Origin of the sequence: Aggregatibacter actinomycetemcomitans DSM 8324, from assembly GCF_000372365.1 — a bacterium.
GTDB lineage: Bacteria > Pseudomonadota > Gammaproteobacteria > Enterobacterales > Pasteurellaceae > Aggregatibacter > Aggregatibacter actinomycetemcomitans.
Genome location: NZ_AQUU01000003.1, coordinates 1 through 20,588, shown reverse-complemented (window position 1 = coordinate 20,588; position 20,588 = coordinate 1). Strand labels below are relative to the sequence as shown.

21 protein-coding genes and 1 pseudogene are annotated in these 20,588 nt (G+C 40.3%); 3 read left to right on the top strand and 19 right to left on the bottom strand.

Annotated elements, in window-relative coordinates:
• Window positions 1-2: 2 nt before the first annotated feature.
• The 9 genes from tolB to A3CS_RS0102120 all read right to left on the bottom strand — a co-directional run bounded on the left by tolB (window position 3) and on the right by A3CS_RS0102120 (window position 7,399).
• Window positions 3-1,283, bottom strand: coding sequence for a Tol-Pal system beta propeller repeat protein TolB (tolB, locus tag A3CS_RS0102160; RefSeq protein WP_005545588.1), 1,281 nt, complete (start codon window positions 1,281-1,283; stop codon window positions 3-5).
• Window positions 1,284-1,317: 34 nt separating this feature from the next.
• A complete protein-coding gene (gene tolA / locus A3CS_RS0102155; RefSeq protein WP_005545586.1) occupies window positions 1,318-2,526 on the bottom strand; it encodes a cell envelope integrity protein TolA in 1,209 nt (402 codons plus the stop codon).
• A 16-nt stretch (window positions 2,527-2,542) separates the two neighbouring features.
• The gene (tolR, locus tag A3CS_RS0102150; protein ID WP_005545585.1) at window positions 2,543-2,965 is read right to left on the bottom strand and encodes a colicin uptake protein TolR; all 423 of its coding nucleotides are present in this window, start codon (window positions 2,963-2,965) and stop codon (window positions 2,543-2,545) included.
• Window positions 2,966-3,050: 85 nt separating this feature from the next.
• The gene (gene tolQ, locus A3CS_RS0102145) at window positions 3,051-3,740 is read right to left on the bottom strand and encodes a protein TolQ (RefSeq protein ID WP_005545584.1); all 690 of its coding nucleotides are present in this window, start codon (window positions 3,738-3,740) and stop codon (window positions 3,051-3,053) included.
• A gap of 29 nt (window positions 3,741-3,769) precedes the next feature.
• Window positions 3,770-4,174: a tol-pal system-associated acyl-CoA thioesterase gene (gene ybgC, locus A3CS_RS0102140; protein WP_005545583.1), complete on the bottom strand. Its 405-nt coding sequence runs from the start codon at window positions 4,172-4,174 to the stop codon at window positions 3,770-3,772.
• Window positions 4,175-4,289: 115 nt separating this feature from the next.
• The gene (gene ybgE / locus A3CS_RS0102135) at window positions 4,290-4,568 is read right to left on the bottom strand and encodes a cyd operon protein YbgE (protein WP_005587199.1); all 279 of its coding nucleotides are present in this window, start codon (window positions 4,566-4,568) and stop codon (window positions 4,290-4,292) included.
• Window positions 4,569-4,572: 4 nt separating this feature from the next.
• A complete protein-coding gene (locus A3CS_RS1000000111305; RefSeq protein WP_019518193.1) occupies window positions 4,573-4,671 on the bottom strand; it encodes a cytochrome bd oxidase small subunit, CydX/CbdX family in 99 nt (32 codons plus the stop codon).
• Window positions 4,672-4,682: 11 nt separating this feature from the next.
• Window positions 4,683-5,819 carry a cytochrome d ubiquinol oxidase subunit II gene (gene cydB / locus A3CS_RS0102125; protein ID WP_005542295.1) on the bottom strand — a complete coding sequence of 379 codons (1,137 nt, stop codon included), beginning with the start codon at window positions 5,817-5,819 and terminating at the stop codon, window positions 4,683-4,685.
• Between the two features lie 14 nt (window positions 5,820-5,833).
• The gene (locus tag A3CS_RS0102120) at window positions 5,834-7,399 is read right to left on the bottom strand and encodes a cytochrome ubiquinol oxidase subunit I (RefSeq protein ID WP_005545579.1); all 1,566 of its coding nucleotides are present in this window, start codon (window positions 7,397-7,399) and stop codon (window positions 5,834-5,836) included.
• 451 nt (window positions 7,400-7,850) lie between these two features.
• Here A3CS_RS0102120 and A3CS_RS0102115 point away from each other — a divergent pair, with 451 nt between their 5' ends.
• A complete protein-coding gene (locus A3CS_RS0102115) occupies window positions 7,851-8,162 on the top strand; it encodes a DUF5339 domain-containing protein (RefSeq protein WP_005542297.1) in 312 nt (103 codons plus the stop codon).
• A 53-nt stretch (window positions 8,163-8,215) separates the two neighbouring features.
• Here the strand turns inward: A3CS_RS0102115 and ruvB are convergent, their stop codons facing one another.
• The 8 genes from ruvB to aspS all read right to left on the bottom strand — a co-directional run bounded on the left by ruvB (window position 8,216) and on the right by aspS (window position 15,736).
• Entirely contained in the window at window positions 8,216-9,229 is a 1,014-nt protein-coding gene (gene ruvB, locus A3CS_RS0102110) for a Holliday junction branch migration DNA helicase RuvB (protein ID WP_005545577.1), read from the bottom strand.
• 14 nt (window positions 9,230-9,243) lie between these two features.
• Window positions 9,244-9,858, bottom strand: coding sequence for a Holliday junction branch migration protein RuvA (ruvA, locus tag A3CS_RS0102105; RefSeq protein ID WP_005545575.1), 615 nt, complete (start codon window positions 9,856-9,858; stop codon window positions 9,244-9,246).
• Window positions 9,859-9,921: 63 nt separating this feature from the next.
• On the bottom strand, window positions 9,922-10,494 hold the full coding sequence (gene ruvC / locus A3CS_RS0102100; RefSeq protein WP_005545573.1) for a crossover junction endodeoxyribonuclease RuvC: 573 nt from the start codon (window positions 10,492-10,494) through the stop codon (window positions 9,922-9,924).
• Between the two features lie 55 nt (window positions 10,495-10,549).
• On the bottom strand, window positions 10,550-10,960 hold the full coding sequence (locus tag A3CS_RS0102095; protein WP_005545571.1) for a hypothetical protein: 411 nt from the start codon (window positions 10,958-10,960) through the stop codon (window positions 10,550-10,552).
• Between the two features lie 11 nt (window positions 10,961-10,971).
• The gene (locus tag A3CS_RS0102090; RefSeq protein ID WP_005567678.1) at window positions 10,972-11,712 is read right to left on the bottom strand and encodes a YebC/PmpR family DNA-binding transcriptional regulator; all 741 of its coding nucleotides are present in this window, start codon (window positions 11,710-11,712) and stop codon (window positions 10,972-10,974) included.
• Between the two features lie 33 nt (window positions 11,713-11,745).
• Window positions 11,746-12,192, bottom strand: coding sequence for a dihydroneopterin triphosphate diphosphatase (gene nudB / locus A3CS_RS0102085; protein WP_005542305.1), 447 nt, complete (start codon window positions 12,190-12,192; stop codon window positions 11,746-11,748).
• Between the two features lie 105 nt (window positions 12,193-12,297).
• The gene (locus tag A3CS_RS0102080) at window positions 12,298-13,566 is read right to left on the bottom strand and encodes an NRAMP family divalent metal transporter (RefSeq protein WP_005545562.1); all 1,269 of its coding nucleotides are present in this window, start codon (window positions 13,564-13,566) and stop codon (window positions 12,298-12,300) included.
• Between the two features lie 391 nt (window positions 13,567-13,957).
• Window positions 13,958-15,736 carry an aspartate--tRNA ligase gene (aspS, locus tag A3CS_RS0102075; RefSeq protein WP_005545558.1) on the bottom strand — a complete coding sequence of 593 codons (1,779 nt, stop codon included), beginning with the start codon at window positions 15,734-15,736 and terminating at the stop codon, window positions 13,958-13,960.
• Between the two features lie 207 nt (window positions 15,737-15,943).
• Between aspS and A3CS_RS0102070 the strand changes: the two genes are divergently transcribed.
• Both A3CS_RS0102070 and cmoA read left to right on the top strand, forming a co-directional pair.
• Window positions 15,944-16,471, top strand: coding sequence for an isoprenylcysteine carboxyl methyltransferase family protein (locus tag A3CS_RS0102070; protein WP_005539902.1), 528 nt, complete (start codon window positions 15,944-15,946; stop codon window positions 16,469-16,471).
• A gap of 71 nt (window positions 16,472-16,542) precedes the next feature.
• Window positions 16,543-17,268: a carboxy-S-adenosyl-L-methionine synthase CmoA gene (gene cmoA / locus A3CS_RS0102065; RefSeq protein ID WP_005545556.1), complete on the top strand. Its 726-nt coding sequence runs from the start codon at window positions 16,543-16,545 to the stop codon at window positions 17,266-17,268.
• A gap of 286 nt (window positions 17,269-17,554) precedes the next feature.
• Here the strand turns inward: cmoA and A3CS_RS0102060 are convergent.
• Window positions 17,555-17,686 (bottom strand): annotated as a pseudogene (locus tag A3CS_RS0102060) (IS1595 family transposase); the annotation flags it as partial.
• Between the two features lie 277 nt (window positions 17,687-17,963).
• Window positions 17,964-20,588, bottom strand: a 2,625-nt coding sequence (locus A3CS_RS0102055; protein WP_019518192.1) for an N-6 DNA methylase, incomplete at its 5' end; no start/stop codon positions are given.

Below are 20,588 nucleotides of genomic sequence, written 5' to 3'. Positions count from 1 at the left end.
GTTTATTTAGTTAAGTATGGTGACCAAGCCGGAAATTTAACTTGTCCATCATTCCCAGGTAAACGTGCCTTAAAGCGACCGTCAGTGGATACTAATTGTAGCACCTTTCCTAAGCCTTGGGTAGAACTATAAATAACCATGATACCGTTTGGTGAAATACTCGGACTTTCATCCAAGAAGGTGGAACTTAACACCTCAGAACTGCCTGACGTCAAATCTTTTTTAACGATATTATTGTTTACATCAACCATAACTAATAAATTACCATCTGAACTGATTTGACCGCTACCGCGCCCACCGATAAGAGAAGCACCACCGCCGGATGCACTCATACGATAAACTTGAGGCGAGCCACCTCTATCAGAAGTGAACACGATGGACTGACCATCAGGCGACCATGACGGTTCGGTATTATTACCCGCACCGCTGGTTAACTGAGAAACCTGTCCACTGCCCAAATTAGTCACATAAATATTTAACACACCGTCCTTTGAAGACGCAAATGCAAGTCTGGAACCATCCGGTGAAAATGCCGGTGCGCCGTTATGTCCCGGGAAAGAAGCAACCACTTTACGCGCCATAGAAACAAGATCCTGTAAGACAACCTGTGCTTTCTTATTTTCAAAGGTTACATAAGCGAGTTTTTTACCGTCCGGTGACCATGCCGGTGACATAAACGGTTGAGAACTTCTATTCACGATAAATTGATTAAAACCGTCATAATCTGCCACGCGCACTTCATAAGGCTGGGAACCGCCATTTTTCTGCACGACATAAGCAATACGGGTTCTGAACGCACCACGAATACCGGTGAGTTTTTCAAATGTCTCATCACTTATCGTATGTGCACCATAACGCAACCATTTTTGCATTACCGTATATTGATTTTGTGACAAAATTGAACCAACGCTGCCCATGGTATCAACCAATTGGTAAGCAATATCAAAACCACCATTGGAAGGAGTAACTTGTCCAACAATAACGGCTTCAATGCCTAATGCCGACCAAGCTTCCGGATTAACTTCCGATGCCGAAGTCGGCTGTTGCGGCATCTTGCTTTCCGGCAACGGATTAAATTTACCGCTATTACGCAAGTCTGCGGAAATAATCTCAGCGATATTTGCCGGCGCACTACCAGGTCCATTCCATTTAAATGGCACGACAGCAATAGGGCGGGCAGAATCCATGACTTCATCAATCACGATTCGCACCTCTGCTCGGGCTACCATGGCAAACCCTAACAGCATAATAAATAAGCCAAAAATTCGAATAACTACTTTCATTTTTTCTCCTATTGTTTAAAAGTGCGGTGAAAATCTACCGCACTTTTCTTGGGTCAAAGGTTACAATGGACCTTTTAAATATTTCATATTCTTCCGGCGTAGGCGGTTCGTTCATTTTTCTGGTTTGACCAATAGCATTTAAAGCCGCCCCACATAAATCATTTGGCCCGGAGACCTTTTGGTAAGATAAAATAGTGCCATCACTAGAAAGCTCAATTCTAATATCACAGACCTTACCAAAAAAACGACTATCACCACGAAAATATGGCTTCACAGATTTATAGATAATACCTGCATACCTCGAACCCGCCTTACCGCCATCGCCTGCGCCCGCTGAAGCACCTGAACCCTGGCTGCCTTGTTTATTTATGTTACTACCTTGCAAAGCACTGCCGCCGCCCACATCACCGCCATTAAAAAAATCATCTAATGCATTTTGATCAGCTCGACGTTGCGCATCCGCTTTCGCTTTGGCTTCCGCATCTGCCTTAGCCTTGGCGTCAGCTTTCGCTTTAGCATCGGCCTTAGCTTTTGCTTCTGCGTCAGCTTTCGCTTTAGCATCCGCTTTGGCTTTTGCATCAGCTTCCGCCTTCGCTTTAGCCTGCGCCTCTGCTTTTGCCTTAGCTTCCGCCTCTGCTTTGGCTTTTGCCTCTTGTTTTGCTTTCTCGTCTGCCTGCACTTTGGCTTTTGCTTCTTCTTCCGCTTGTTTTGCAGCATCTGCTAAACGTTTTGCCTCAGCTTCAGCTTTGAGCTTAGCGGCTTCAGCAGCCTGTTTGGCTTTCGCCTCTTCTGCCTGTTTTTGCTTTTCCAAGGCTTCTAAGCGGGCTTTTTCTTCCTGTTGCTTTTTCTGTTCAGCCAAGAACCTTTGTCTTTCCAGCTCTTTTTGCTGTTCCAGTTCTTTCTGACGGGCAATTTCCTGTTGACGTTGTTGCTCTTTTAACACTTCCCGTTGTTTTTCTTCTTCCCGTTTCTGCTCTTCACGTTTTTGGTCTTCAAGGGCTTGTTTCTTTTGTCTGTCCGCCTGACCTTTTTTCTGTTGTTGAATTCGCCCCCATTCCTGCGCTGCCGAGCCCGTATCAACCATCACGGCGCCGATAACTTCACCGTTATCGCCTTCACCGCCGCCCATAATGTCAATATTATGGTAGAGCGAGCTTAAAATTAACAATCCGAACAACGCTAAGTGCATTATGATGGAAATCACAACTGCATCAACATCACCTTTTTGTCGCTTATTCTGCACAATGTTACCTATTTAATTAAATTGGGTTTGTCATTAAACCAACGGATTTGATGCCGGCAAGATGAAGCAAATTGAGTGCTTTAATGACCTCTTCATAAGGTACTTCTTTGGCACCGCCGACTAAGAACATTGTATTGTTATCTTTATCAAATTCTTGTTTTGATAGTTGGGTAACCATCTCTTCGGTAAGATTTTCCGTACGGGTGCCGCCGATTGAAATGGCGTACTGACCGATTCCCGACACTTCTAAAATCACCGGTGTTTTGTCTTCCGTAGAAACATTTTGACTTTGAACCGCATCCGGCAGTTCAACTTCTACGCTTTGACTAATAATTGGCGCAGTAGCCATAAAAATTAAAACCAATACTAAAAGCACGTCCAAAAACGGAACAATATTGATTTCGGATTTTATATCACGGCGCTGGCGACGATAGGACATATCAACCTTCTAAATCTGGAATCTAAAAACGCTTAAAATAATGACCGCACTTTTAGCATAAAGTGCGGTAAGAATTTTCGGTAAATTAATTGTGATGGTTTTTACCAAACACTTGACGGTGCAAAATGGTGGTAAATTCATCGATGAAATTGCCGTAATTTTGCTCAAGTTTATTCACACGTAAACTCAAACGGTTATATGCCATTACTGCAGGAATCGCAGCAAACAAACCGATAGCCGTTGCAATCAATGCTTCCGCAATGCCCGGTGCTACCATCTGTAAGGTGGCTTGTTTTGCGCCACTTAAGGACAGAAATGCGTGCATAATCCCCCAAACCGTACCGAATAAGCCGATATACGGGCTGATGGAAGCCACCGTTGCCAAAAACGGTACGCGGGTTTCCAGATCTTCAATTTCACGATTCATGGATAAATTCATAGCACGGGTGCTGCCTTGGATAATGGCTTCAGGCGCATCCGGATTAGCTTGTTTTAAGCGGGAAAATTCTTTAAATCCTACATAAAAAATCTGTTCGCTGCCGGTTAACCCATCGCGACGGTTAGATAAACCTTCATAAAGTTTATTTAAATCTTCGCCGGACCAAAAACGATCTTCAAATGCCATGGATTCTTTCAACGCTTTGGTTAATACACGGCTACGCTGAATGATGATAGCCCAAGAGGTAATTGAGAAAATGATTAAGATTAAGATAACGAGCTGAACTACGATACTCGCTTTTAGAAATAAATCTAAAAAGTTTAACTCTGCTGCCATTACATACTCCGAAAACAACTGGTTAATTGTTACTTGATTAACATTGTCTTGATTTTCTGCGGAATTGCCACCGGTTTCATCTTACCAAGATCAACATAGGCTACCTTGACGGTAGCCCGACATAAAAGGACATCATCCCGCTTAATCGTTTGAGAAAAAATAATTGAAGCGCCTTTTAGCTCGGTTACAGCAGTTTCCACTTGTAACAAATCGTCTAATCTCGCCGCAACACAATAATCAATGTTCATTGATTTAACGACGAAAGCGCCTTTATTCTCATTTAACAACGTTTGTTGGGAAAAATTAAATTCTCTTAAACATTCTGTTCTTGCACGCTCCAAAAAATGTAAATAGCGTGCGTGATAAACTACGCCACCGGCATCGGTATCTTCATAATAAACACGGGCGGAATAGTAAAAAGCTTTTTGCTCCAATCTTTCTTCCTTACCTTACGGGAATTTAGAACACAGGAAGCCGATTATTCTAGAGTGCCTAAAAATGATTGGCAAGCTTGAAATTATACTTATTCCAAATATTAATGTGTTGACTTTAATTATGCAGGAGCGCACCGATCCCCGCAATATAACCAATCCAAGGCATGAAAATCACACGCCATAAGCTTAGCCGAATTTCAAATCCAATGCCGTGAATCCATAGGACTATCGTTCCCCAAATCAAACCAAAAACGTAATAAAATTCGACCGCTCTTAGTTGTGTGGCAAATTGATTGACATTGAAAAAGAAAAATATCGTGAGTATTAGAGCTAAAATAAATGAAAGGGTTCGAAACGAACCCTTATTTACTGATTGGTACAATGAGTTAATCATTCAATTACTCGTCAAATTTACCTGTCTTTTCAATACTAATGGTCACAACCACACTTAGCATAATGGCTAACAAAACACCAAATACCCAGATAACATAGAACATAATCTTTCTCCTTAATATAGTGAGTTTTTGTTTTCTTCAATGAAACTGCTATCAATGCGACCAAACATTTTGTAATAGGCCCAAATGGTATAAGAAAGCAGAATCACCACAAAAATTAATGACAAGAAGAACATTAATGTTAAGGTTAATTTACTTGAAGTAGCATCCCACATTAATAAACTCATTTCCGGATGAGAAATGGATGGCATCACAAATGGGAACATAGCAATTGCAGCGGTTAAAATCACACCGGCCATGGTTAATGATGAGAACAAGAAGGCAAAACCACAACGATTTGCTTTCGAGAATATTGCGTTAAGCAATGCTCCCCCTACAGCCAATACCGGGAATAACCATAAAATCGGCATTTCTTTATAGTTGTTAAACCAGGCACCGGCTTGTACTGCCACTTCTTTACCAATCGGATTGGAAGGCGCGTTGTGATCAATCACACTGGTGACAACAAAACCATCTTTGAAAGATAACCATACACCTGCCAACACAAAGGCGATTAATGTCACGGTTGCACCCACCTGAGAAATCACGCAAGCGCGTGCACGCAATTCTGACGTGGTTTTCATTTGCAGCCAGTTCGCACCATGGGTGGTTAACATTGCCAAACTGATTACACCACAAAGCAATGCAAACGGATTTAACAACCCAAAGAATGTACCGGTGTATTGCACCTGTTGTAACTCATTGAATTCAAACGGAACACCCTGTAATAAGTTACCAAATGCTACACCGAATACCAAGGACGGAACAAATCCACCGATAAACAACCCCCAATCCCATGCCTTACGCCAGGTTGGATTATCAATTTTGGCACGATATTCAAAACCGACAGGACGGAAAAATAAGGCGGCTAACACTAAAATCATCGCAATAAAGAAACCAGAGAATGAGGTTGCATAGACTAACGGCCATGCAGCAAACATTGCTCCACCGGCAGTTAGCAACCAAACTTGGTTACCATCCCAGTGCGGCGCGATAGTATTAATCATAATACGCTTTTCAACTTCTTTTTTACCGGTAAAAGGTAATAGGCTTAAAACGCCCATATCAAAACCATCGGTAACGGCAAATCCAATAAGCAATACGCAAACTAGGATCCACCATACAAAACGTAGAAATTCATAATCAAACATAGTTAAGCTCCTGCCTATTTAGAGGATTGTTCGAAATAATAACGGCCGGTTTTTAATGCACTTGGACCTAATCTTCCGTATTTAAACGTTAAGTACATTTCTACGACGAGGAATAAGGTATATAACGCACAAATCAAACCGATAGAGAACCACAAATCACCCGGCGCAAGCTTGGAAGCAGAAACACCTACCGGCAATACTTCATAAATCGCCCAAGGTTGACGACCATATTCCGCCAAAAACCAACCGCACTCAATACCAATCCACGGCAGTGGCAACCCCCACAATAATGCTTTTAATAATAACGGACGACTGCCTACGGTTTTACGAACATTTTGTACAAAGGCAAGCAGCATTAGCAGTAAAATCGCACCACCGGTAGCCATCATCACACGGAAAGACCAGAATGTCGGTGCTACTTTAGGAATTGTATCTGCTGCTGCCTGTTTAATTTGTTCTTCAGTAGCATCAACCACGTTATCGGTATAACGTTTTAACAATAAGCCGAAACCTAAATCTTTTTGTACTTTATCAAATTTCGCTTTTGTTTCTTCACTTGCCTGACCATTTGCCTTTTTCTCCTCTCTCAGTTGTTGCAATAAGGCATAGGCCTGGATACCACTACGCACACGTTCAAGATTACGTTCTTGCAAATCGATCAAACCACTGAATTGTTTGTCAAATGAACGGGTAACAATAACCCCTGCTATATATGGAATTTGCAAGGAGAAATCATTTTTCTGCTCTGCTTGATTTGGAACAATAATCATATTCCAGGCTGCCGGAGCCGGCTGGGTATGCCATTCGCCTTCCATTGCAGCCAACTTAGTCGGCTGTGCGTAGCCGATTTCATAACCGGATTCGTCCCCCATGATTAACAAGGAAACCACAGAGATAATACCGAAAGTAGAAGCAACAGAGAACGAACGTTTGGCAAAACCAATATCGCGACCTTTCAGTAAATAGTAAGAGCTGATTGCTAATACAAAGAATGCAGCGGAAACATAACCGGCGGATAAAGTGTGTAAGAATTTACTTTGCGCAATCGGATTCAACCACAAATCCATGAAACTGGTCATTTCCATCCGCATGGTTTCAAAGTTAAATTCGGAACCGACCGGAGATTGCATCCAGCCGTTTGCCACTAGAATCCACATGGCGGAAAGATTTGAACCGAACGCAACACAGTAAGTTGCCAAAAGGTGTTTACCTTTACTTAAACGATCCCATCCAAAAAAGAAAAGGCCGACAAAAGTAGATTCCAAGAAAAAGGCTAACAACGCTTCAATGGCAAGAGGTGCGCCGAAAATATCTCCCACATAATGAGAATAATATGACCAGTTAGTGCCGAATTCAAATTCCATTGTAACGCCGGTGGTTACGCCCAGCGCAAAGTTAATACCAAATAACTTACCCCAGAATTTGGTCATATCTTTATAAACTTCTTTATTTGTGACGACATAAAGTGTTTCCATGATAGCCAACAGAAAAGTCATCCCTAACGTTAATGGCACAAATATGAAGTGATATAATGCAGTCAAAGCAAACTGCAGTCTTGAGAGTTCAACAACGTCTAACATCTCGACTCCTTGTAAATGCTACAAGTCCTTAAATTATGATTACTTCGTAATCACCCCAGAAACTCAAAAATCTTTGAATCTTTAATTTAGGATTACCTTATTATAATGACTGCCACTTGCAGTTGTCGGAGTCGATTATTACATAGATAATCCAAACAGGTGGCATATTCTACTATTAAACGTAAGGATAAAAAATAGAAAATTATGCCAAGCTGATCACATTTTTAGATATAAATCAAAAATAATCAAACATAGGTGTTTTTTACTATTTTGCTCAAGATCAAATTATAAATTTCAATAACATCTTTGCAACACAAAGCATAGCGCCCTTGACCCGGTATGATTCAGTTCTAACAGTTGAGATTAAAAACTAGACATCACACATAAATTCTGATAACTTCTCGCTCAGTTTTATTGATTTCTTCCAACTTAACAAACGTAGGTCTCTCAGATGACAAACAAAATAACCGGAATTCTAACCGCACTTTGCATGGCAATCACTGTCAACAACGTTGCAAATGCTGCTCAAAACGATAAAAAAGCAGTAGAAATGCCAAAGCAGTGCAAAGATTTATTTAGTGAAGCCGAAAATTTAATTGCCGAAGCGGAAAGACAGCCCGGTACACATACCCAAGTAAATAAAATCAGGAGTAAGTTAAATCAAAGCAAAAAGCAAATCTTGGAAATGGAATTGGCAACACAAATCAAAAGTTGTAATGTGGCATTAGCTAAACTCACCAGCATGAAACAACAGCAACAGTAATCTACCCCATTCACGCTAAAGGCTTATTGGAATCCAATAAGCCTTCTTTTCGTTTAATCTTCGCGAGTAATTTTCTCAATACCAAAATGGCGATATGTGGTGAGTGTAGCAATTCGCCCCCTTGAGGTTCGCTGTAAAAAACCCTGTTGAATTAAGTATGGTTCCAATACGTCTTCAATGGTATCCCGCTCTTCCCCAATTGCCGCCGCCAAATTATCCAAACCGACCGGACCACCGTCAAAGCGCTCCAAAACTGCCGTAAGCAATTTTCTGTCTAAGTAGTCAAACCCCGCATCATCAATATCCAGCATGGATAGCGCTGCTTTAGCAATCTCTTCACTAATCATGCCATTGTTACGCACATCAGCATAATCACGCACCCGACGTAATAACCGATTGGCAATCCGTGGCGTGCCGCGAGAACGGCGGGCGATTTCATAAGCTGCTGTATCGTTAATTTTAAGCTGTAAACAGACCGCACTTCTGGACACAATAGAAGTTAAATCCGACACGGAATAAAATTCCAAACGCTGCACAATACCAAAACGATCGCGCAACGGAGAGGTTAAAGAGCCCGCACGGGTGGTTGCACCGATAAGCGTAAAAGGAGGTAAATCCAATTTAATAGAACGCGCTGCCGGCCCTTCGCCAATCATAATATCAAGCTGATAATCTTCCATTGCCGGATAAAGCACTTCTTCAATCGCCGGAGAAAGACGATGAATTTCATCAATAAACAACACATCATGAGGCTCCAGATTGGTCAACATTGCCGCCAAATCCCCCGCTTTTTCCAGCACGGGGCCTGACGTAGTGCGAATATTTACGCCCATTTCATTGGCAACAATATTTGCCAAGGTGGTTTTTCCCAAACCCGGCGGGCCAAAAATCAGCAAATGATCCAACGCATCCTGACGCAATTTTGCCGCCTTGATGAAAATCTCCATTTGCTCGCATACCTGCGGTTGCCCCACATAATCCGCCAGCAATTTCGGGCGAATGGCACGATCGATAACATCCTCGTCTAATTTTGCCGTCGCACTGATAATTCTGTCTGCTTCAATCATTTTCATTATCCGAATTATAATGCCGCTTTCAGAGCTTCACGAATGATCTGTTCGCTGGAAAGTTCAGGTTTGGAAACTTTCTTCACCATTTTTTCCGCGTCTAACGGTTTATAACCTAATGCCACGAGCGCCGCTACCGCTTCGTTGGACGGTTCAACCGTCGCCGATATTTCCGTACTAAAACGAGGTAAATGATCCGCCTGCACGAAGAAGTCGTTTGTTTTTACTTCTTTAAATTTACCTTTTAACTCCACCAATAACCGTTCGGCGGTTTTCTTGCCGATACCGGGAATTTTTACCAAACGGGAGAGTTCCTCGCGTTCAATAGCATAAGCAAATTCATCTACCGACATGGCCGATAAAATTGCCAGCGCCAATTTGGGCCCGACACCATTGGTTTTTATCAGTTCGCGGAATAAAGTGCGGTCGGCTTTTTGAGCAAATCCAAACAACAAATGGGCATCCTCACGTACCACCAGATGAGTAAATAAACAAGTTTGTTTGCCTACTTCCGGCAAGTTATAAAAACTTGTCATCGGCAGCAGTAGCTCATAGCCGATACCTTGCACATCCAACAAAATTTCCGGCGGCTGTTTTTCCATTAAAATACCGGTGAGATGACCAATCATAAGAATCCTAGTGATGAATAAAAAATTGTGCGTAGCATAAAATAAAACTGGATATTTATCCAGTTAAATTTTTAAGTGAAAGCGTCCTCGGCTGTATCGAGTGCGTAAAAGTGCGGTCAGTTTTTCCTGCGTTTCGTTTTGACCGGCCGAACTTGCCACATGGAAAGAATGCTGTATGGAATGGGCATGCGTAATGGCGATCGCCAAGGCATCTGCCGCATCGGCTTGCGGTTTATCGGAAAGTTTAAGAATGCGGGTGACCATCTCCTGCACTTGAACTTTATCCGCAGAACCGATACCGACCACCGTTTGCTTGATTAAGCGTGCCGCATATTCAAATACCGGCAAATTATGATTCACCGCCGCCACAATTGCCGTACCGCGGGCTTGTCCCAGTTTTAATGCCGAATCGGCATTTTTCGCCATAAAAACTTGCTCAATGGCAAACATATCAGGCTGAAATTGCGTGATAATTTCCGTTACACTGGCATAAATACGCTTTAAGCGCGTAGGCAAATCTTCTACTTGGGTGCGAATTGCGCCGCTGCCAAGATATTCCAAATGCCGTCCGTTTTGCCGAATCACACCATAACCGGTGACACGGGAACCGGGGTCAATGCCTAAAATAATGCTCATGAACTCATAAACAAACGGGTAGAAATCCTCTACCCGTTTTACCTCAAATTAAAAACTATTGGTTAGCTCTTGCTGTGGCTTTTGCATTGACTTTACAATTTTTAGCCAAGATTCTATCCACTTTCTTACCGCGTTGAGTCAACATTACGCCATCGGTTGCTGTTGCCGTATTTAATGAAAACCCGCTGTCAACGCTCCAGATGTATTTGTCGGAAATAAATGAAGGGAAATCTTTATCGACGTTACTCACCGGAAGAGATTCCGCAATCACCTTTTTGCGCATCACAACTTTCGCTTCAGTGGCTTCTTGGTTTTCAAATTGGTAAGTCACGGTAACGGTTCTTTTGTTACAAGAATAAACCACAGTTTTCTCCGATTTAACCGGTTGTGGTTCTTTCTTAGAAGCAGAACACGCGGACAGTACCGCAATGACTGCAACAGCAGATAATGTTTTTACTAATTTCATATATATGCTCCTTATAGCATTGCTGCGATTTCATCACTAATTTCACCGTTATGATATACGTTTTGTACATCATCACAGTCTTCTAACATATCGATTAAACGTAGTAGCTTCGGCGCAGTTTCTGCATCCAAATCTACTGTAGTGGAAGGAATCATTGTCACTTCCGCGTTTTCAACGTTAAACCCTGCCGCTTCAATGGCATCACGTACAGAACCCAAATCTTCCCAAGCGGTATAAATTTCGAAGGAACCGTCTTCTTGTGGCTGAACATCGTCTGCGCCGCCTTCAATTGCTGCTTCCATCAAAGCGTCTTCATCCGCCTGATTCACTAAAATCAAGCCTTTTTTACTAAACAAATAGCCCACGGAACCCTCGGTGCCTAAGTTACCGCCACATTTGGTAAAACTCGGGCGCACTTGGGAAATAGTGCGATTGGCGTTATCGCTTAAACATTCCACCATCACTGCCGCACCGCCCGGACCGTAACCTTCATACACGCGGGTTTCCATGTTGGTATCATCGCCACCGCCGACGCCGCGCTCAATCGCACGGTTAATGGTATCACGGGTCATATTATTGCTTAATGCTTTATCTACCGCCGCACGCAGACGCGGGTTAGAACTAACATCACCGCCACCGATTTTAGCGGCAGTCACCAATTCACGAATTAATTTGGTAAAAATTTTCCCGCGCTGAGCATCTTGTGCCGCTTTACGGTGTTTAATATTTGCCCACTTACTATGGCCTGCCATTTTGTATTCCTTCTCAATTTATTTAAATTCGGCTTATTTCAATAAATATTTTTTTATTGCTTCCGCATTATTCGGCGACTTTGTCATTTCAGCAGCTTGTTCGGCAGGTACCCATTGAAACGCTAAATGTTCCGTTAATTTAGGGGTAAATTCCTGCTCAACCGCCAATAAAAACCAATGTTCGCGACAATGGGTGATATTCGGTGCGTATTTATAGCGGAAATGCGGGAAAATTTCAAACGCTATGCTTTCGTTGCAATCAAAAAGTGCGGTTGTTTTTGACGGCGTTTTTAACCCGATTTCTTCCCATAACTCACGAATTGCGGCTTGTCGCGGTGTTTCATTTTCTTCCAGAGATCCCGTTACAGACTGCCAGAAATCAGGATCATCGCAGCGTTGCAGCATTAATACCCTGCCACTATTTTGGGCGGAGATCACAACCAGAACCGACTCATTACTTTTGTATTTCAATATGGTCATTCGTGTTATTGGAAATGAATGGCATAATACCTTGCCTTTAAAAAACTTTCAAAAAAATTACCGCACTTTACGGTAATAAAGTGCAGTAATCTTCTACCTTGTTTTTTAACTTAGCCAGCCTGCTTGTTGAGCGATGAATAACGCAGCGAATGCGGTTAAATAGAATAATCCAATAAAAGACAACCACAATAACCCGCCTTTCACGCTGTGCTTAGACTTCTTGGTTAAGGATAAATTTAGCCAGGCAAAAACCGGGGCAGAAACAAACGAGGCGATCATTGCGAATTTGAGCATCGGACCCACAGCGTTATTAAAACAGAAAATAATCACCAAACCGGATAACGCCGCCAAAACCATGGAAATGTTTAAGGTTCTGACCGAACACTCATGTTTACCGAGCAATAAACGCAAAGATTCCACGTTAGTGCGGGAATAACCGTCAATCACGGTGATAGTTGTGCCGAACATGCACATAAAGGCGATCACTGCGATCAGTAAACGCGCCCATTCACCGATGGTGCTTGCATACATATTAATAAGTTGTGCAATATATTTTCCGCCGACCATTTCAACGGTTTCAGGCAAACCAAATTGCACTAAGGCGCCTAGTGCCAGGAACACCACCGCTAAAATCGCCGTGCCGATATACCCCACGTTAAAGTCAAACAAACCGTCCTGATAAGACACTTTGGTCAAACGACGTTTAGCAACCACCCACATGGAATTAATCGCCGAGATTTCAATCGGGGCAGGCATCCAGCCCATGAGTGCAACTAAGAATGCTAATTTGCTCAATTCCCATGGCGAAGGCGCAACAAAATCTGCCGGTGCGACGCCTTGCATTCCGTTACGCATAACGGCAATCACCACTGCACTCACCGTCGTGACGGTTAAAGCAATCATGATGATTTTTGATAATCTGTCTAAAAGACGATATTTACCTAACAATAGAATCCCTGTTGTAATAACAATGACTAATGAACTTAACACCGGCATTGGCAAAGGGATTGGTGTAATAAATATCAGAATCGCAGCAGTTAATAACCCCACCGCTGCCGTATTAACGACTGTTGCAAAGACATTTAAAATAAGAAATAACCACAAATAGAAACGCCCTTTTTGGCGATACCCTTCCAACAAGGTATTGCCCGTATCCAAGATATATTGCACACCAAATCGGAAAAAAGGATATTTGAATAAATTAACCAGGATAACAATGCTCACCAACTCCCAACCATAAATTGCACCGGCTTGGGTTGAAGCGATAATATGCGAACCACCGACAGCAGCTGACGCCATGACAATGCCCGGACCTAAGGCAGAAAATTTACTCGCCCAAGTGGATTTTTCTACCAGATTTGAAACTTCACTCATAAAATATCCTCTTATAAATTGACCATAAAAATGCAATGGAAACCATTTATAATAGAATTTAACAATTGAGTAAAGAAAATAAAATTCTACCTCAGAGAAAATAGCAGAATAAAACTCTGATTATTTAATAATTTCAGGAAATAATATTAAGATAAAAAATAAATAACCGGCAATAATACCAAAAAATCGATTTATCTCAGAGAATAAAATTTTTCTGATGAAAAAAGTGCGGTCAAAAACGCCGATGTTTTTTACCGCACTTTTATGTATGCCAACGCACCCTGCCCCACTTTCTTTACAAAAAACCAATCAGCAGAAGCGTGATATAAACAAATTTACCGATTTATATAGGGTGTAGTAACATTTCTCGATAAGTTTGTTCTATATTAAATCACCCCTCCGCTTTATTGGTCTTTACCACTTGAATGCTTAATTCCGACAACGCCTGCGGATTTGCCACACTTGGCGCTTCCGTCATTAAGCACGCCGCTGCAGTGGTTTTCGGGAAGGCGATCACGTCGCGAATGTTTTCCGTGCCGGTTAATAACATAGTCAAACGGTCTAAACCGAACGCAAGACCGGCATGCGGTGGTGTGCCGAATTTTAACGCATCTAATAAGAAGCCGAATTTTTCGCGTTGTTGTTCTTCGTCAATACCGAGAATGCGGAACACGGTTTGTTGCATTTTCGGATCAAAAATACGCACGGAACCGCCACCCACTTCATAACCATTGATGACCATATCGTAAGCATTGGCGACCGCACTTGTCGGATCCGCTTCTAATTGTTCAGGTGTGAAATCTTTTGGCGAGGTGAATGGGTGGTGCATTGCCGCCAAGCAGCCTTCATCATCACGTTCAAACATGGGAAAATCAATAACCCAAAGCGGTTGCCATTCATCTAAACGGGTTAAACCGAGATCGCGTCCTAATTTCAAACGTAACGCGCCCATTGAATCTGTGGCGGTTTGCCATTTGTCGGCACCGAAGAATAAAATATCGCCAGTTTGCGCGCCCACGCGTTCAAACAAGGCTTTTAGCACGTCTTCATTTAAGAATTTTGCAATAGGGCTTTGGACGCCTTCAAGACCGGCGTTTACGTCATTCACTTTTAACCAAGCCAAGCCTTTAGCACCATAAATGCCGACAAATTGGGTATATTCATCAATTTGTTTACGGGTGATTTCATTCCCCTGCGGCACACGAATTAAGGTGACACGACCATTCGGGTCATTTGCCGGACCTTGGAATATCTTGAAATCTACGTTTTTGACAATATCTGCCACGTCCACCAGTTCTAACGGATTGCGCAAATCCGGTTTATCGGAACCAAAACGGCGCATCGCTTCTTGCCAGGTTATCACCGGGAATTTACCCAAATCGACACCTAAAGTATGCTGCCATAAACCGTGCACCATACGTTCCATGATTTCACGTACCTCCGGCGCGGTTAAGAACGAAGTTTCCACATCAATCTGCGTGAATTCCGGCTGACGATCCGCGCGTAAATCTTCATCGCGGAAGCATTTCACGATTTGATAATAACGATCAAAACCGGACATCATCAAAAGCTGTTTGAAAAGCTGCGGTGATTGCGGAAGCGCGTAGAATTTGCCTTTATGCACACGGCTTGGCACAAGATAGTCGCGTGCGCCTTCCGGGGTGGCTTTAGTGAGCATCGGCGTTTCAATATCCAAGAAACCGTTGTCGTCCATAAAGCGGCGCACAAAACCAGTGATTTTCGCGCGGGTTTTCAAATGCTGCGCCATTTCAGGGCGACGTAAATCCAAATAACGATATTTTAGGCGTTGTTCTTCAGTATTGTTTTGGTTGAAATCGAGCGGTAACACATCGGAAGCATTGTAAATTTTCAACACTTTTGCCAACACTTCCACTTCACCGGTCGCCATATTTTTGTTGATTTGATTATCCGGACGGGCAATGACTTCGCCTTGAATTTGAATACAAAATTCGTTACGCAAACCCGCAGCGGCGGTTAAGGCTTTTTGATATTTCGGATCAAAACACACTTGCACGATGCCTTCACGATCGCGCATATCAATAAAAATTAAACCGCCTAAATCACGGCGACGATGAACCCATCCGCTTAAGGTTATCTCTTGGCCAATATTGGTACGATTTAACGCACCGCAATAATGTGAACGCATCATTTTTATACCTCATTTTGATAAATCTATGTAGTATGCGAAAAAATATAGTAACTTAAAATACCTATCAATAAAAATTATATTTCTTATTACAAGAGATATTATACTATAGTCATTATCAGCTTCTTACATGAGTTGTACTCATAGAACGATAAAATAAACATAACCCTTTGTTATCACAAGACATATCACTTAAAAAGGATAGCCTTTATGTTACTTATTAACATTTTCTTTGCGTTAGCTCTATTATTACGATTTTATACTTTATCTATTTCAATCAGAAATGAAAAAAATTTACTAAAAAAAGGCGCCATACAATATGGAAAGAAAAATTCAATTGCCTTATCAGTAGTACATATTTTATTCTATCTTTCATGTATTACTGAAGCCAATTACAATCAAGTTATTTTTAATAAAGAATCTCAGATTGGATTAATAATCTTGATTTTCTCTCTTATAATGCTGTTTTACGTAATCTATCAACTAAAAGAAATTTGGACTGTAAAAGTTTACATCTTGCCTAATCATAAGATAAATACTTCATTTATATTCAAATATTTTAGACATCCTAATTATTTTCTGAATATCATTCCCGAATTAATTGGTTTAAGCTTACTATGCCAAGCTAAACTAACTGCCATGTTTATATTACCTTTATACATGATCATCTTAGCTATCCGTATTATGCAAGAAGAAAAGGCGATGAAATGCTTGTTTAAAGAAAATCATAATATCTAAATCTATACATTCTATATCTAGAACACCATAAAATAGTTATTTTTAAATCATGTAATTTTTTATTTACTCTCATGAACAAAGACACCATTTTCTCCGTCCCTATTGAAAAATTGGGTGATTTTACTTTCGATGAAAGTGTTGCGGAAGTTTTCCCCGACATGATCCAACGCTCCGTGCCGGGCTACTCCAACATCATCACCGCTATCGGTATGATTGCCGAACGCTTTGTCAGTGCCGACAGTAACGTTTACGATCTGGGCTGCTCCCGTGGCGCAGCAACCTTATCCGCCCGTCGTCATATTCAATGCAAAAATGTGAAAATCATCGGTGTGGATAATTCCCAACCGATGGTGGAACGCTGTCGTCAGCATATCGCCGCCTATCACAGCAACATCCCGGTGGAAATTTTATGTGATGACATTCGTCATATTGGGATCAAAAACGCATCCATGGTGATTTTAAATTTCACCCTGCAATTTTTACTGCCGCAGGATCGCATTGCGTTACTGGAGAAAATTTATCAAGGATTAAATCCCAATGGCGTGTTGGTGCTATCGGAAAAATTCCGTTTTGAAGATGGGAAAATTGACGAATTGCTGATCGACCTGCACCACCAATTCAAACGTGCCAACGGCTACAGTGAATTAGAAGTGAGCCAGAAACGCACTGCCTTGGAAAAGGTTATGCGTACGGACAGTATTGAAACCCATAAAGTGCGGTTAAAAAATGTGGGATTTTCCCATGTGGAACTGTGGTTCCAGTGCTTTAATTTCGGTTCGATGATCGCCATCAAATAATGCGTTCTTCCAAGAGAAAAGTGCGGTGGATTTAAAAAACATTTTCGGTATTATGTAGCAGTTGCACAAAGTCCGAAAATTGACTAAAACCGCATTCCAAATTAAGTGCCTTTCCGAGATGATCTTGCGAAAGGCATTTATTTTTCCTGAAATTCTACGCAATTTTTCACTTAAATTCTCTATTTTCTGTTGTTTAGGCGTAACGAATCCGCTCGACCGTCATTTAGGTAAGCTAGTTATCCTTTTCTATTTAAATCTGATGAAATGTCTCTAAATATTTTGAAAGCTACGCTGCTAACAGCATTTCATCGTACTTCATTTGTTCTTCTAGTCGCTTGAAGTAGTTTTGTGAAATTTCTTCGGGGGCAAAGGCTTCCATTCCGATTAACTCACCTTGACGGTGATTCCCTTGCCAGTATTGGTTCATCTTGCTTCCAGTAAGGAAATGTAGGCTTAAAATAATGGTTCGTTGGCAAATTGTAGTCATTCTTGGTGGGATTTTTCCCTTTTAAGAATGATGGTTCAATATATATTTAACCTGATTTTTAGTCAAATAAAAAGCAACCCATTTATGAGTTGCTTTAATTAGAACTAGAGTTTATCACACAATTTGTGTAACACAGATATTTTAAATAAACTTGATATTTAGTTCTGTATATTGAATAAATTAAAGCTTTTTATAAATAAAATCCCATCTAAGTAGTTAAATTCCCTAATTCTTTAGCCACCTCTTGGATCTGAGCAACAGCTTGCCACTTTTTATCCATTGCATTTTTAATCTTATTAGATATTTCTAAGATTTTTTCTTTATCATTGTGAATAGGCAGTAAAAGCTCTTTCCAACGGTCTGCAATATTAGGTAGTGTCGTTTCAATAAGTATTTTATTTTTAGCTTGTTCCTGTGTTATCAAATGACTTAATAAATATAGTAAGTAATACGGAGTAATACCATATTTATTATTTGGATCAATTCTCAGAACAAGAATTTCACGCGTTAAAAGAACTTCTGTATCAAATGGAGATACCATTGCTACACTTCCAATACGATAGCTTCCTCTTCTTACATATAAAATATCGCACTCTTTTAATGCTTTTTTCGGGGAAAAAATTTCTTGATATGTATTATACGGAATCCTTGATGTTGGATCTTTATAAACTTCCCAATTTACAATATCTTTAACTCTTATATACGGTACATCTCCTTTGCCTTTATTCTCCGACTCTGGTGAGCCGTGTCCATCAAAAAAATGGATTGCTTTTGAAGATATAAGCTCCTGAATTGAAATTAGTGAAGCTCCAGACTTGCTAGCTGTTATCCTTAATTCTTTTGTTTTTTCCTGCCAATAATAGCGTGGTACATAGACTTTAGTGTTACTAACAAGATTTGAATCTACTAAAAAAGAATATTTTTTATTTGAAAGATCATTATTTGATAATGATGATGTCCAATTTTCTTTTATTGAATTTTGTTTTAAATCGTAAATTTCTTTATTAATAGATTCAATATCATCCCATAATATACTTGTTGATTTATTTTGGTCATAATCCCATCTAAATATCTCTTTACCCTGATGATCATGCCCCATTTCTTCAGCAACACACATTAGAATCTTTTCTTGTTGTTTTCTATTTTTTTCTAAAAAAACAACAACGCATTTTGCATTGTTATGTGGTCTAAATGTATTATGTGGCAAATCTATTAAACAAAAAATGTTATGCTTCGCCATAAATTCCATTACATATTGGGATCTTGGAGCATGAAAATATGTCTCAGGAATAATTATCCCCATTCTACCTCCATCAGTAAGCAAATCTAAACATCGTTCAATAAAAAGTATTTGAGGAGGCATTTCTGAATTGGATTTATTAGTCTCAATATATTTATCACCATCTTTCTTCCACTTCTTAGCAAGTTTATATTGGGCTAATTTTTCTTTTCCTGTGATCTTGATATCCTTACCAAAAGGAGGATTGGCTAATAAACAATTAAAAGAATTTATATGAATACTTTGTTGTGTTTTTGTATCCCAATGAGTAGGCAATTCAAGACTATCTTCACAAAAAATACCACCTTTACCATCACCTAAAATAGCCATATAAGCTTTTGATACTTTGGCTAGTAAAGAATCTTTTTCTATTCCATGAATTAAACTCATAGCTGCTTTTTGTTTTTCTTCTTGTAAAGCCAAATTATTCCATTTTAAGCGTTGCGCATCTTTGTCCCAAATAGCCCAAATATGACGTAATGATTCAACAATAAAACCACCAGAGCCACAAGCAGGGTCAATAATTTTCTCATCCACACCTTGATTAAGAATATTTACCATTAGTTTTATTACATTTCTTGGTGTAAAAAATTGCCCTTGAGGACCTTTCAAGGCATATCCAATGAAAGTTTCAAATGCATCTGCAATCGCATCTCGCTCCGCATCAATTAAACAATAATTTTGAAGTTGTCCAACTACATAGTATAGTGAGTGGTCATCTAAATTAATCTTATCATTAATATCGATAACTTCTTTGTATTTTGTCTTTACTGCACAAAATAGTTCATTAATTCTATTTGATACGTCTTCCTCTGCTTCATTAACTCCTGCTCTAAATTTAACAACATCATCAGGAGAGGTAAATTTTTCATCATAAATTTTAGCAAATATAATATTGATGAGTTGCTTTGCTAGTTCTTCATCTCTAGTAGTACCTACTGCATTACCAGCTAAATGATTTCTTAATGTGCTAAAAATAGATTTTAGATTATGTGGAACAATTAAATCTTTTCTTTTGTATAATCCAATATCTTCAATACGCTCCCCATTCTTAGGTATATTAGGAATCTTCTTAAATGAAAGTCCATTTTCAGTTACTATTTTTTGTAAATAAATTGGAGTATCAGAGCCATTGTACCAAACACCTAGTTCAGCGGAAGACAATGTTAAATAATCTTTTAATTGAGAAAGCCCATCTCTTTCATTTGATTTTTTACATTCAACAACGATATATAGTTCATTTTCTTTCTTTTCTGATGTCTTAAATACAGCAATATCAACAGGAAAGCTACCACTTGTATCAGAAGGAGATTTTTTTACAAAAAACTGTGGGCGAGTGATAATTTGACTTTTAAGATATTTATAGTCATTTACTAGAATTTGAGAAAACGGTTGAGTGGCTTGCACTTCTTCAGGTGTACTTCTAACATAGTTGCCTGATATATAATCAAGTATATACCCAGATCTTGTTTCTATTTCATCTGTAAATATAATTTGGCTGTTGGCTGTTGGCTGTTGGCTGTTGGCTGTTGGCTGTTGGCTGTTGGCTGTTGG

Coding starts and splice junctions, on each gene's coding strand:
- tolB (WP_005545588.1), bottom strand. CDS start 1,283: ATGAAAGTAGTTATTCGAATTTTTGGCTTATTTATTATGCTGTTAGGG.
- tolR (WP_005545585.1), bottom strand. CDS start 2,965: ATGTCCTATCGTCGCCAGCGCCGTGATATAAAATCCGAAATCAATATT.
- tolQ (WP_005545584.1), bottom strand. CDS start 3,740: ATGGCAGCAGAGTTAAACTTTTTAGATTTATTTCTAAAAGCGAGTATC.
- ybgE (WP_005587199.1), bottom strand. CDS start 4,568: ATGATTAACTCATTGTACCAATCAGTAAATAAGGGTTCGTTTCGAACC.
- A3CS_RS1000000111305 (WP_019518193.1), bottom strand. CDS start 4,671: ATGTTCTATGTTATCTGGGTATTTGGTGTTTTGTTAGCCATTATGCTA.
- cydB (WP_005542295.1), bottom strand. CDS start 5,819: ATGTTTGATTATGAATTTCTACGTTTTGTATGGTGGATCCTAGTTTGC.
- A3CS_RS0102120 (WP_005545579.1), bottom strand. CDS start 7,399: ATGTTAGACGTTGTTGAACTCTCAAGACTGCAGTTTGCTTTGACTGCA.
- A3CS_RS0102115 (WP_005542297.1), top strand. CDS start 7,851: ATGACAAACAAAATAACCGGAATTCTAACCGCACTTTGCATGGCAATC.
- ruvB (WP_005545577.1), bottom strand. CDS start 9,229: ATGATTGAAGCAGACAGAATTATCAGTGCGACGGCAAAATTAGACGAG.
- ruvA (WP_005545575.1), bottom strand. CDS start 9,858: ATGATTGGTCATCTCACCGGTATTTTAATGGAAAAACAGCCGCCGGAA.
- ruvC (WP_005545573.1), bottom strand. CDS start 10,494: ATGAGCATTATTTTAGGCATTGACCCCGGTTCCCGTGTCACCGGTTAT.
- A3CS_RS0102095 (WP_005545571.1), bottom strand. CDS start 10,960: ATGAAATTAGTAAAAACATTATCTGCTGTTGCAGTCATTGCGGTACTG.
- A3CS_RS0102090 (WP_005567678.1), bottom strand. CDS start 11,712: ATGGCAGGCCATAGTAAGTGGGCAAATATTAAACACCGTAAAGCGGCA.
- nudB (WP_005542305.1), bottom strand. CDS start 12,192: ATGACCATATTGAAATACAAAAGTAATGAGTCGGTTCTGGTTGTGATC.
- A3CS_RS0102080 (WP_005545562.1), bottom strand. CDS start 13,566: ATGAGTGAAGTTTCAAATCTGGTAGAAAAATCCACTTGGGCGAGTAAA.
- aspS (WP_005545558.1), bottom strand. CDS start 15,736: ATGATGCGTTCACATTATTGCGGTGCGTTAAATCGTACCAATATTGGC.
- A3CS_RS0102070 (WP_005539902.1), top strand. CDS start 15,944: ATGTTACTTATTAACATTTTCTTTGCGTTAGCTCTATTATTACGATTT.
- cmoA (WP_005545556.1), top strand. CDS start 16,543: ATGAACAAAGACACCATTTTCTCCGTCCCTATTGAAAAATTGGGTGAT.